The sequence below is a fragment of the Aquimarina sp. Aq78 genome (assembly GCF_900299525.1).
Lineage (GTDB): Bacteria > Bacteroidota > Bacteroidia > Flavobacteriales > Flavobacteriaceae > Aquimarina.
Genome location: NZ_OMKA01000020.1, coordinates 43153 through 56699 on the forward strand (window position 1 = coordinate 43153; position 13547 = coordinate 56699).

Genomic DNA, 13547 nt, shown 5'->3' on the forward strand with positions numbered 1-13547 from the left:
AGATTTAAAAGTTGTGTTTATTTATTTTCGTTATGTACATGAACTACTTCATAAGCAGTATTACCATCAAAAGTGGATACTCGTTTGTACAATATATCATTGTAGTCATAGAATATTTTACCATCGATTACTACTTCTTCTGCATCTTCATGAATAGTTCTCAAAAGTGTTCCTACGGGAGGTTGGGTCACTTCATATTTTTGATCATCAGAAGCAGATTCACTAGTATCTGCATAATATACTCCAGAGTGGTAGTAATATATCGATGGCCCTACAATCACTCGTGTATACCCTACTGGTAAAACGGTTATTCTAAATCCAACCGGAGGTAATACTGTTGCATATACATCATTATAAATTGTATAGTAGACCCCTGCATGATAGAAATATGGTAAACCGCGATATACTACACGTACATGATGTCTTGGTAATGTTCTGATAACTCTATGATGTCTTGGATATCTGTAATGTGGATTCCTGTGAATAGGTTGTGTTCTGTATCGATCCCCCCTGTAATGATTAGTTCTTACAGATCGCTTGGTATCATAATCACGATGAGTACTAGTTCCTCTGTTTCTCTTACCTTCATTTCTTTGTGCCTGAATCGTATCTGTACCTAGAAATGAAACTAGGATCAAAATAATTCCTGTAATTCTGTATATAGTTTTCATATGGTCTGTTTTTATAGTAAATGATCTAAATCTCTTGAATATCTTTGTACAAATGTATCTGCAATCCATACGGTTTTATGCCAATTATATATTGAAACGGATAAATTTGAAGGTGAACCGAACTAATCTCGAAGTGAACTTTATAGTGCTAAAAATTATACCTAATCTTTTTGTATTTTCGTGATACTATCAAAATAGTATATGAATGAATCCTAAATGGCTAAGCACAGTTTCTACATTTACATTAGGATGGATTATTTCTTCACTTATTTGGGAAATCATAAGAGGATTTAGTATTAAATCTCATCTCAGGTTATTAGATATAGAGTTTCCTATATTAACAATACTTCCTGTACTATTATTCATTTCATTATTTGCAGGAATTACTTTTGGTAGTGTACAATATATTAATGAGCATTCTTTTAGGAAAAAAATGTCTTTTCGCGGAATACTTTTTAGAACTTTGATTATTCATATTCTAATAATGTTGGTTATTTATTTATTGGTATATATATCTTTAAGAATAACAGGGTTGGATCCTAATCTATTATTCATTGATTTTTTAAAAAACCCTCTTATCATTATTAATCTATTTTACTCAATATTAACCAATAGTATTATTGTAATTACTATACAGATCAATACAATATTAGGAAATGGAAATCTACTAAAATTAGTTACTGGTAAATTCCATAAACCACGAGAAGAGTTTAGGGTTTTTATGTTTCTGGATCTAAAATCATCTACATCTATTGCCGAAAAATTAGGGCATATCAAATACAGTAGATTTATACAAGATTGTTTTTTTGATTTATCAGTTATCGAAAAGTATGAAGCCGAAGTATACCAATATGTAGGTGATGAGGTTGTCTTAACCTGGAAAGTAAAAAAGAATTATTCTATTGATCACTGTCTGGATGCTTTCTTCGTATTTACTAATCAATTAAAAATAAGATCTGATTACTATCATTCTACCTATGGCCGTATTCCTTTTTTTAAAGCAGGAATGGATCTCGGTATGGTAACCGTGGTCGAAGTTGGTTCATTAAAAAGGGAAATAGCATATCATGGGGATACGTTAAATATTGCTGCCAGAATCCAGGAGCAATGCAAAGTTTTTGATAAAGCAATCTTAGTCTCTGGTGCTATTTATGAATATGTACATCAAGTGCCAAAGTACGAATATGAAAAGATGAGAGAAACAACATTAAGAGGTAAAAAAAATTCGACTTCTATTTTTAGTGTCTCAAAAAAGTAAATTCAAATTGTAACTGGCATTATCTATTTTGATCTTATAATCTCGTTATTGATCATTAGTATCACTAGTTCTTTTACAAATATTTTTATGGAAGATTTATAGCTTTGGTTACTATCTTAGCCTTCATAATATTGTTATATTTACTTATAAAACAATATTATGAAACCTCTTATAACCACCATCCTATTTTTCTTTACAATCATAAGTAATGCACAAGATTTATCTAAACTTTATGAAAAAGTAAACCCCGCCGTAGTTGTCATTTTTACTCAAGAAGCAAAATTAGAATCAATCGGTAGTATCACCAAAACTGTTACCTCAGAGGGGTTAGGTTCTGGCTTTATGATTTCTGAAACTGATATCATCACTGCAGCACATGTGGTTGATGCTGCAGAACAATTACGAGTTCGATTTTTGGATGGCGAAATTAGATCTGCAAAGGTGATCTCTACATTCAAATCGGCAGATGTGGCATTAATTAGATTAGATATACCCAAACAAAACGCCATTACCGTTGGTTTTGGAGATTCTGATCAAATAAAAATAGGAGAACAGGTATTTATCGTAGGAGCCCCTTTCGGATACAGTCATTCTCTTTCTTCTGGCTATATTAGTGGGATTATAAAAAATAAATTAGGTACTAATCCATTTACTAGTTCAGAATTTATTCAAACCGATGCTGCTATTAACACAGGTAATTCTGGTGGTCCTATGTTTAATATGAAAGGTGAAGTTATTGGTGTTGTAAGTCAGATACTAACCAAATCTGGAGGTTTCGAAGGTATTGGGTTTGCATCTACCGCCAATATTACCAAAAACCTGATGATGAATAACAGAGCTCCCTGGTTAGGTTTAGATGCACAACCTTTGACAGGAAAGACCAAACGATTACTAAATGTTCCCCAAAACAGTGGGTTGCTGGTACAACGGGTGGTGTATGGGTCTATTTTATATAAAATGGGTTTGCTGGGTGGTGATACTGAAGTTATTGTAGATGGTCAAAAATTAATCATAGGTGGTGATATCATTCTAGCATTCGATACTATTGAATTTGACCTTACCGATGAAGCGTTGGTTAAGCTTGGAGAGTTTGGTAAAAACCTAAAACCTGACAGCTCTTTTACACTAAAAGTATTACGAAACGGAAAGATTATAGAATTAAAAAGATAATTATACTCATTAATGATTATTTAAAACATCAAACAACACTTCTGCCATTTAGGATGTTATTAAACGTCCTAATTTCGTTAATTCGCTAAAAAATCTTGTCATCCAACACTTTATCATTTTTTAAACATCAAACAAAACTACTTTTGGATTACTCACGAAAGGACGTTAACTGCAAATGAAAAATAAAATGAAAAAAGTAAAACAGATCTCTCTTATAATTTTAGCTATTATAATTTGGACAGCATTTATCAGCTATGGGTTTATCGATGGTTTTTTATTAAGACCTATTACTTCCAAAAACACTCCGGAGGCGTTTATTGAGGCTACCAAAAACAAAATAGATAATGAGTTTGTTGGAAATTTTGCAATGACATTAATCGAAGATGGAAAAGTATCAGAAGACTTCTTTTACGCTATTGATCAACCTGTAAATGAGCGCACTATTTTCCCAGTTGCTTCAGTTAGCAAATGGATTACCTCATTTGGGGTTTTAAAATTGGTAGAGCAAGGTAAATTGGATTTGGATAAACCCATTGACGATTACCTTACAAGGTGGCATCTTCCTAAAAGTGAATTTGATAATAAAAAAGTAACCGTTAGAAAATTACTTTCTCATTCATCAGGTTTAGTTGACGACCTCGGCTATAACGGTTTTACATCTAATGAAACTATACAAACCATTGAAGAATCATTAACCAAAGCGTCTGATGCACCTTATTCTGAAGGAGTTGCAAAAGTAGGTTATGAACCTGGCAGTAAGTATATGTACTCGGGAGCTGGTTATACCATATTACAGTTATTAATTGAAGAAATTACAGATCAATCTTTTCAGGATTATATGACACAAGAAGTGTTTGAACCTCTGAAAATGGATAATTCTACTTTTGTCCTATCTGAAAAACCAAACCTACAATTAACTCAAATCTTTAAAGAAGACGGTACAAAAAGAGAATTCAACAAATTTACGGCACTTGCAGCAGCAGCATTAGTCACCTGTACAGAAGATTTATCAAAGTTTTTGTTAGCAAATATTTCTAATAATAATGTTCTTTCTAAAGAAACCATTACAAAAATGAGTACAGCCGAAACGTTTATAAATGATATTGGTGTTTATGGATTAGGCCCACATCTTTATAGTCAAAATGACCAGAACTCTAAAATAATAGGACACGATGGAAGTGGAAATAATGCTATTAATACGGCAGCAAGAATTGATCTCAAATCGAAAAATGGAATCATAATTTTAGAAACGGGTAATTATAGTTTAGCTTCATCAATAGCAGATGAATGGATTTTTTGGAAATCAGGAATTGCTGACTATGTAGTAATGCAACGTAATAAGTCTTATGTATTAATCTTATTAATAATGGGTTATATAATTATCATTGTTTTATCAATATTCATAATCCGAAAAAACAATAAACAAAGAAAAGTAGCTGAAGGGAACAACACGTAAAAAACATAGCTATTAAAATGAAAAAAATTGGTTCTGTTTTAATCCTAAAAACTAGTGCTTTTTTATATACTACGCTTCATACACAAAGTCATTGCCTACAATAAAAAATCACTTAGTACATGAGAATCCAAATTTGGTAAATACATTAAACGTTATACAAAAGTTTCAGGAATTGAAATTAATCTATTTCAATCTTATTTATACTCCTAAAAATTAAAGAAAAACGAAAATAACTCAATTTCTTAATCTTGATTAAGAAATATCTACTAGTGTCCATATACCTTTGTTTTAAATTAGTTTTAACTGGGGAAATAATATAACCTACCATTGATCTAATAAGTTTTAATTATACAAAGCAAAGAAGAAGTAATAAATAATAATCTGCCAACACTACAAGAAAAACCGAGATAAATGAAAAAATTTGGAATTGTAACAACAATAATTCTTGTGACTATACTGATGAGTTGCAATACGGATAAACCAAAACCAAAGGCCGAAAATCAAGAAACGAATTACACCGAAAAAAAAACAGATCCCCAGGCCAAATACTTAAAACCTTTCAAAGCGGATTTGCCAACAATTGGGCTTTTAATGTATGACGGAGTACTTCAAGGTGAAGTCATTGCAACATCTGATGTTTTTGCAAAACCGACCGTAGATGGACAACAAATTTTCAATGTCATTACAATAGCCGAAACTGAAAATCCAATACTAACAGAAGAAGGAATTAGAATTGTACCTGATTACTCTTTCCAGAATTGTCCGAAACTAACGGCCCTGTTTATACCAAGCGCCTATGACATGTACGCACAGGTTCATAATAATAAAATTGTGGATTTTATAAAAGAGAAAAATAACGAAACTAAATATATTGTGAGCAATTGCGCTGGAGCTCAACTAGTCGGTAAGTCTGGAATTGCAGACGGACACAAAATCGTGACATGGATTGGTGGTGGCAAACAATTACAAAAAGATTATCCGAATTTAAAAGTACAGAATGATAGTTTAGTAACTTTTGTCGAAGACGGAAAATTCAGCTCCTCAAACGGTAATTTGGCTAGTTATGTTTCTGCATTGAACTTATTAGAAAAAATGACCAGTCTCGAACATAGAGAATTCGTCATAAGCTATTTATATCTTGACCGGCTTCAAAATTGGAACAAATAGGTACTGCAGACAACAAGAGTGTTTGAAACGCCCGTTAGTAAGTGCTTAACCAAAAATGTAGTATCTTTTTACACGCTACGTTCCATACACAAACCGCTAGCAACAAATCACGCAATGAACCAAATAAGACTTGAAAATATTTCAGATGATTATTTTCATCAAACCTGGGAACTCTATGAGAATTCATTTCCTGTAGAAGAGCGAAGAATATTGGATGCTCAGGCTCGTGTGATGAAGAAATCAAATTATCATTTTGATATCGTGGTTGATGAAAATAAATTGATAGGATTTCTCTTATGGTGGGATTTTGAAACACTTAGATACATAGATCATTTTGCAACATCTACAGAACAAAGAAATAAGGGATTCGGAAAATTAATCCTTGAAAACTTTATGAATAGTAATGACAAACCAATTCTGTTAGAGGTTGAATTGCCTAATACTACTATCAACCAACGTAGAATAAAATTTTATCAAAGAATCGGGTTTAAACTTAATCAACATTATTATGAAGTACCGCCTTCGATAGAAGGTCAAAAACCTTTACAATTACTGTTAATGTCGTACCCGACTCTCCTTACGGCAAAAGATGTTGAACAATTTACAAATGTATGTCATCCTGTTATTTTCAAGGATTAAAAACAAATTCACTAGGAATTCTGATGAAAATATTATGGTAAAATTAAAGATTTAGACTCAGGCCTGTAGGTTAAAAATTAAGGAAAAACGTTAAGTAATTTAATAGTCATAATTCTAGGTTCGAGACTTTACCACAGAAAAGAGATTATTAAAAAATAAAGTACTAAAAGCAACAATATATAGTACTATATTAATTTGCTTTCATTCATTGTAACTTATTTAAATTTAATCTAAATAAAATTTGTTTACTTAATTTCTAACATTTAGATTTGCTTTCTATTTATAACTAGTCTAAATTAATGTGAAATGAAATTTAATGTTCAAGTGATAGCTTTAATGACAGGTGCTATCCTAAGTATTGTAAGTTGTAGCAGCGATGATGATGCTCCAACTAACGAAACTGTATCAAAATCTTCTGTAATAAAAAACTATGCAAATATTGTATATCAATCCTATAAAGATTCATACGATCGAGCTTTAGAAATGCAAACTGCTATTAATGCTTTTGCAGATAACCCCACGGAGAATGGGTTTCAGACTGCCAAAAACGCCTGGCTTGCAGCTAGAGAACCTTATGGTCAAACTGAAGCATATCGAGAATCTAACGGGCCAATAGATGAAGGGAAAACTGAAGGACAACTTAATGCGTGGCCATTAGATGAAAATTATATAGATTATGTTCGTGATAATTCTGGAGGTGTTACCTCAGAGGGGCTTATCAACAATACTTCTATTACAATAGATGAAACTGCGCTAATTGGTTTAAATGAAGGAACTGGAGGTAATGGTGTAATTGATAAAAATATCAGTACTGGTTATCATGCTATTGAATTTTTACTTTGGGGTCAAGATTTTGCAGATCCATCAAATGGGTTATCAGGACAAAGAGCCTATACAGATTATGTAACAGGTAGTTCTGGAACTAATCAAAATCAAGGTCGAAGAGGTACCTACCTTAAAGTAGTAGCAAGTATTTTGGTTAAAGATCTTAAATCTCTTGTCGATACATGGGTAGAAGGAGGCACATATAGAAATACGTTCCTCGCTCTACCGGAAGACGAAGCATTAAAAAACATGATGGCTGGTATCTTTTTTATGACAGGAGAAGAATTATCTACAGAAAGAATGGCCGTAGCTGTAGAACAAAATCAAGAAGATGAACACTCTTGTTTTTCAGACAATACACATAGAGATATTTATACCAATGCCAAAGGTGTAAATAATGTGTTGTTTGGTGAATATGGAAACATTAGTGGTCCATCCCTATATGACCTAGTAAAACAAGCTGATTCGGCTCAAGCAGAAAAACTTAAAGTTGCTGCTGCATTATCGATATCAAAAATAAATACAATTCTTGGTAATATTAATGATACCAAAAAGTTTGATCAACTTATAGAAGAAGAGACATTAACTTCTGGTGGTATTATTATTCAAGCTGTTCTTGCATTAAGAGATCAGGCTAAAGAAATAAGTGCTTCGGCATCAAAATTAAACATTACATTATAAGAGCCACTCAATATTAATGCTATTGTTTTGAAAAGTGGAAAAGTCCCTCATGCGTATGCATGGGGCTTTTCTTGTTAAAAAAACCACACCACTACTTTATGAAAAAAAAGTTTTTATATTATACTCTTTTGAGTTTTTCTCTACTATCTATGTTTGGATGTAATAATGATGATGAATATACCGACCCCACTCCAACCAATCGAGCCGTTTATGAGGAAGGAGAAGAGCTTTCGGCAGGTAGACTTACTATTAACTCACAAACCGGTAATGCTTTCGGAAGAGTAATCCCTGGCCTGTCTGACGAAGAACAAATCGCTTTTGGTATAGGAAATTCCTTATTTAATCAAGCATGGGTATCTTCTCCTGCATCTACTACAGGTAGAGATGGTTTAGGGCCAACATTTAATAGTAGAGCATGTACCAGTTGTCACAGTAAAGATGGTCGAGGACTCCCTATTACTGAGAATATTTTAGGATCAAATGGTTTTTTAATGCGAATAAGTATGCCTGGAGTAGATGAAAATGGAGGGCCAAATCCTGTTATTAACTATGGAACTCAAATACAGGACAAGGCCAATAGTGGTATTTTACATGAGGCAAAAATACGAGCAACCTATGAGATTATAGAAGGCACATACCCAGATGGAGAAACGTACACACTTCAAAAACCTATATATGAAATCTATGATGAGCAGTTTGGATCATTACAAGGCGTATTAACCTCTCCAAGAGTAGGTACTCAAACTATCGGAATGGGATTAATTGATGCTTTATCAGAAGCCTCAATTTTAGCACATGCCGATGAAAATGATACCAACAATGACGGAATCTCTGGTAAACCTAATTACGTATGGGATGTAAAAGAAAATCAATTAAAACTTGGCAAATATGGTTGGAAGGCAAATCAACCCTCTTTAGAACAACAAGTTTTTAGTGCGTTTCATGGGGATATGGGCCTTACAACTTCTTTTATTCCAGAAAATAATTGCCCAGATACTCAAGTAGATTGTGTAGATGCAGCCAATGGTGGAGAACCAGAAGTAACAGATCTACAATTAGAAAGGGTTGTATTTTATCAAAGAACTCTAGGTGTTCCGATACGTCGAAATTTTGAAGATGAGAATGTCTTAAAAGGTAAAGTACTTTTTAATGATTTGCAATGTATATCATGCCATCAAACCAAATTCACAGCAGATAATTCGCCTTCTACCTCATTAATTAAAGGTGTTGTATTCAATCCGTATTCAGATTTTTTATTACATGACATGGGAGAAGCTTTGGCAGACAACAGATCAGATTTTAAAGCCGACGGAAGAGAATGGAGAACACAGCCTCTTTGGGGTATCGGTCTGATAGAAACTATAAATAACCACACCTTTTTTCTCCACGATGGTCGTGCAAGAAACGTTGAAGAAGCCATTTTATGGCATGGTGGAGAAGCAGAAAATAGTCTGAATAAATTTAAAAAATTACCTAAGTCAGAAAGACAAGATCTTATTGCATTTATAAACTCACTATAACAATGAAAATATATTTAAAAGTAGCCAGCACTATCATTATTATTCTTTCTGTTCTTGTTATCTACTCTTGTAATAGTGATGACAAAAACGCTAATGAGAATCCAGATAGTAAATTTAATACTCCACAAATGTTATCCGATATCACCTCGGATATTATCCTACCGTCAATATCATTATTTAAAGATAAAGTAATAGAACTAGAAGAAAGTGTGACCAATTTTACTTCTGATCAATCTGAAGAAAAACTATTAATCGCACAAAATAAATGGAAAGAAGCTGCAAAATCTTATGCAAATATATATGTCTTTAATATCGGAAGACCCAAAGAATTATTTATGCATGAATTACTATTTAACTGGCCTACTTTTACAGAAGCTATAGATAATTCAATCACACAAAATACTGAAATAATTGCAGAATCAATTAGTACCAGAGCAAAAGGACTTACGGGGATTGAATATTTATTATTTGCAAATACAGGCACATCTAATGTTGACATATTATCTCTTTTCTCTTCTAACCCAAGAAGAATCGAATACCTAACAAGTATTACAACAAATCTTAAAGAAAAAGCAATTTTACTTTCAGAAATATGGAATGAAAATGGAGAAAATTATTCGAATACTTTTATAACAAATACTGAAACTGGATTAAATGGTTCACTAAATATGATATTTAATGGCATGTTTAATGTTGCAGAAACTATTAAAAAAGCTAAATTAGGAAAGCCTGCAGGTTTAGAAAACACAACAAGTACCAATTCTCAGATTCTACAAGCATTTAGAAGTAAAATTTCCCTTGATCTAATTGAAAACAACATTAAAACGATCGAAAGTGTATACTTTATTTCTTCTGGTTTAGGGATTTCTGATAATGTAGAATTTATTACCAAAAATTCGACTATTAATGATCGTATCAAAACTCAGTTTGGTCTAATTTATACTGCGATAAACAAAATCACAGTCCCTTTGCATCTTGCTATAGACCAACAAAAACAACCAGTAGAAGAAGTTTATAACGAAATTAAAACCCTGGTTGTATTGTTAAATAATGATGTCGGAAGTACATTATCTATTATCATTACCCCTACAGATAATGATGGAGATTAATTCACATCAATATCCAAATAAGCAGGCCTCATTCTACGTATAGAATAAGGCCTGCTAAACTCAACCCACTAACTAAACTAATAAATAACTAAACTTGTTATTGCATCATTTTTTTGGACAGTTCTTGTAACTGTGCAGATTTTTTCTGCATATAATCGCTTAGTTTTTTTACATCATCTGCAGAAAGATTCCCCATTACTTCCTGAGCTTGTGTTCCTAATTTTTGTCCTTGTTCTCCAAGAGAAGCGAAAGCTGTCATATCCTTACTTTCTACTGCTTTTTTATACTCTTCGATATAAGCTTCATAAGAGTTCACATACTCCTGAACTTTTTTGTCACTAAAATTAGGCACTCCGTTAGCAGATTGTGAGGAAGTATTCTCTTCTGTTTTTTCTTCAACTTTTTCTACTTCGTCTTTAGAAACTGATGTATCTGATTTAGTTTCACTCTTACATGATACTGCTAGTATCGCTATTACTAATGAAAGATTTAAGATTACTTTTTTCATGATTTATTTATGTGTTAATTATTTATGATTTTTTATTCATATTGATAACACAAATTTGATGTATTTGGCAGGGTTGCCAAACACCCTTTTCAGTGAAAAAAGAACACCCTGAAAACAGGGTATTCAAATAGTAATCATAAATAGATTCTGAGATAAGAAGAAACAGAACTTTTAATCTCTTCTTTTATATTAACTGTATATATTATACATTTATAATCTTACAACATAACACCTCTCTATAAATTAAGATTTATGACAATACAAGACATCATCAATTGGTTTGCAAATAATCCAAATCTTATACTTGGTTACTTTGCAGTTATTATTGCTATATCTTTACTAGGCTTAATGTTTGTAAATCAAAGAAATTTTCGATCTCCTGTAAATTATTTTTATGGAGTCTTAGTATATGCAGTAACTATTCCTGGATTATTGGCTCTAATTATTGTTTTGTATAGTTTTTTCTTCTTAAAAACTAATCTACTACAGGTAAATGTATTGGCTTATTTTGTTCCTGTTGTTTCTATGTTTGTCACCTTATTTATTATTAATAAAACGGTACCTATGTCTAGAATTCCGGGTTTTGAAAAACTTTCTGGATTATTTATCATCGTTGCTATAACTTTTATCATTACGTATATATTGCAACGTATGTTTTTTGGAGTTTTCTTTGTTGGAAGATTTCAATATTTGCTATTATTCTTCCTTGCATTACTTCTTATTCTAAGAATCGCCTGGAAAAAAATCATAAAATAATCAACCTGAGAGATAAGCCTACAGGCAAGCTTTGAGCTGTTTGATTTAAGATCCCTTTAGATAGTAAAACAAGTTCAACGCGCAGGGTTAGATGTTGATTAGCAAAATTATTATGAGTTAAGCATAGTTGCCTTTATTTGTTTAACAATTTCAATATGATCCAGTCCAAAATCTTTCCAGGCAAGATTTAGCTCTTTCATATCAAAATGCTTGACAATAGTTCCATAATCAGTACGTTTTCCATCGATGGTAGGGTAACCAATTACATAAATACTATCTGCCAGTTCTACGGCCAGTTCTATATCATGTGTCGAATAAATAATCGTATTAAATTCGTGTGTAGATGTAATCAGGTTAAATGCATTTTTAACATCTTCAATATTCCCAACATCAAGACCCGAAAAAGGTTCGTCTAAAACCATATAATGACCAGAACATAGTATCTGTTCGATTATTGCTGTACGCTGTCTCTGTCCTCCTGATAGCTCACAAGGATATTGGTCTTTTACTTTTTCTAAGCCCCAATCAGACAGGTAACTCATAATTTTAGTATGCTTTTCTTCTTTAGAAATATCCTTTTTACGAAGTGCAAACAGTAATGCCTGATACACCGTTTTGTTTCTAAACAAGGTATATTTTTGATCTACAAAACCAATATCTCCTTCATGTACTTCTTTGGCATCATTTTCTGAATCTGTTTCGGTATCGGCAATCAGTATTTTTCCTGTAGTTGGTTTGATCAAGCCTGTCATCGCTCTAAATAATGTAGATTTACCTCGACCAGAACGCCCTACAAAAGCAATAACCTGACCAGTAATATTGTTTTCCCGAACAACATCTTTTTCTACAAAATTAATATCCTTTATTACAGTTTTATCACCATAAGCGACACTTAATTTTTCTACATACAATAATGTATTATGCGTACTATAGTTCATTCTACTTATATTTTGGAGTATCTAAAAAAGGCTTTTCTCAAGTAATCTAAGACAAAGTCTATAGATAGACCTACTAATAATATTACTATTTGTAATGCTATGATTCTACCGTGATTCATGAATTTATCAGAATTTTTGATCAAAAATCCTAATCCACCAGCCGCTACAAGGATAGATTCTACGGTTACTAGCATCATCCAAACGATAGCCAGGTTTTGTCTGATTACTTCTATAACATGATCAATTCTTCCTTTTACAACAACTTCCCATAGTACTTCCCAGCGATTACATTGTAAAGAACGTGCGTGATCAAATTCCTCTTGTGGTATCGAGCTAATCATACTTAATAATGATGTGGTAAGGTATGTAGTCATAAATACCACCAACACCCATACTTGCATGGTTCTGGCATCACTAATAAGGATAGCCAGATAAAAAGATATACCTGTAAGCGGAAGGTAACGAAGTTTACTTAATGTTTTTGCTATTGGTGTTATTACAGGAATTGTAGATAAATAGGTGACAATTAAAGAAATGATTACCGCTATAAGTATTGCTTTTATACATAGCAATAAAGAACTGCCAATATGTACCACCAATCCTTCATTATAAAGCTCTGTAAACCCTGTTAACACTTGTTTTGGAGAAGGAAACAAATGCCTCTCTCCCATACTGGAAACGAACCAAAAAATCAACACTAGCGCTACCCATACACCTATAATAAGTAACCTGCTATTTTTGCTAACTTTTTCGAACGGTTTGAATAAATACTTCATAATACACTGGTTAATAAAAAAGAAAGCCGTCTAATATGTAAAATCAATATTTTACAAACATAAGACGGCTCTT

Annotated in this window: 13 protein-coding genes; 9 read left to right on the top strand and 4 right to left on the bottom strand. The window is 32.5% G+C overall.

Features of this window, described 5'->3' with window-relative positions; translation table 11 throughout:
• Positions 1-17: 17 nt before the first annotated feature.
• Positions 18-671: a DUF6515 family protein gene (locus DG435_RS11880; RefSeq protein WP_106791089.1), complete on the bottom strand. Its 654-nt coding sequence runs from the start codon at positions 669-671 to the stop codon at positions 18-20.
• A gap of 205 nt (positions 672-876) precedes the next feature.
• Here DG435_RS11880 and DG435_RS11885 point away from each other — a divergent pair, with 205 nt between their 5' ends.
• From DG435_RS11885 to DG435_RS11920, 8 genes are all read left to right on the top strand, one after another.
• Positions 877-1929, top strand: coding sequence for an adenylate/guanylate cyclase domain-containing protein (locus tag DG435_RS11885; protein ID WP_106791090.1), 1053 nt, complete (start codon positions 877-879; stop codon positions 1927-1929).
• Between the two features lie 159 nt (positions 1930-2088).
• A complete protein-coding gene (locus tag DG435_RS11890; RefSeq protein WP_106791091.1) occupies positions 2089-3099 on the top strand; it encodes a S1C family serine protease in 1011 nt (336 codons plus the stop codon).
• A 187-nt stretch (positions 3100-3286) separates the two neighbouring features.
• Entirely contained in the window at positions 3287-4555 is a 1269-nt protein-coding gene (locus DG435_RS11895; protein WP_106791259.1) for a serine hydrolase, read from the top strand.
• Positions 4556-5014: 459 nt separating this feature from the next.
• A complete protein-coding gene (locus tag DG435_RS11900; protein ID WP_234420906.1) occupies positions 5015-5722 on the top strand; it encodes a DJ-1/PfpI family protein in 708 nt (235 codons plus the stop codon).
• A 114-nt stretch (positions 5723-5836) separates the two neighbouring features.
• Positions 5837-6361, top strand: coding sequence for a GNAT family N-acetyltransferase (locus tag DG435_RS11905; RefSeq protein WP_106791260.1), 525 nt, complete (start codon positions 5837-5839; stop codon positions 6359-6361).
• Positions 6362-6667: 306 nt separating this feature from the next.
• Complete coding sequence (locus DG435_RS11910; protein WP_106791093.1) at positions 6668-7867, top strand: imelysin family protein; 1200 nt, start codon at positions 6668-6670, stop codon at positions 7865-7867.
• Positions 7868-7965: 98 nt separating this feature from the next.
• Complete coding sequence (locus tag DG435_RS11915) at positions 7966-9387, top strand: di-heme oxidoredictase family protein (RefSeq protein ID WP_106791094.1); 1422 nt, start codon at positions 7966-7968, stop codon at positions 9385-9387.
• Positions 9388-9389: 2 nt separating this feature from the next.
• The gene (locus DG435_RS11920) at positions 9390-10496 is read left to right on the top strand and encodes an imelysin family protein (RefSeq protein ID WP_106791095.1); all 1107 of its coding nucleotides are present in this window, start codon (positions 9390-9392) and stop codon (positions 10494-10496) included.
• Between the two features lie 97 nt (positions 10497-10593).
• Here the strand turns inward: DG435_RS11920 and DG435_RS11925 are convergent, their stop codons facing one another.
• The gene (locus DG435_RS11925; protein ID WP_106791096.1) at positions 10594-11004 is read right to left on the bottom strand and encodes a hypothetical protein; all 411 of its coding nucleotides are present in this window, start codon (positions 11002-11004) and stop codon (positions 10594-10596) included.
• A gap of 252 nt (positions 11005-11256) precedes the next feature.
• Between DG435_RS11925 and DG435_RS11930 the strand changes: the two genes are divergently transcribed.
• Entirely contained in the window at positions 11257-11760 is a 504-nt protein-coding gene (locus tag DG435_RS11930) for a hypothetical protein (RefSeq protein ID WP_106791097.1), read from the top strand.
• Between the two features lie 110 nt (positions 11761-11870).
• Here DG435_RS11930 and DG435_RS11935 read toward each other — a convergent pair whose 3' ends face one another.
• Complete coding sequence (locus DG435_RS11935) at positions 11871-12698, bottom strand: ATP-binding cassette domain-containing protein (protein WP_106791098.1); 828 nt, start codon at positions 12696-12698, stop codon at positions 11871-11873.
• Between the two features lie 5 nt (positions 12699-12703).
• Complete coding sequence (locus DG435_RS11940) at positions 12704-13474, bottom strand: ABC transporter permease (protein ID WP_106791099.1); 771 nt, start codon at positions 13472-13474, stop codon at positions 12704-12706.
• Positions 13475-13547: the final 73 nt, after the last annotated feature.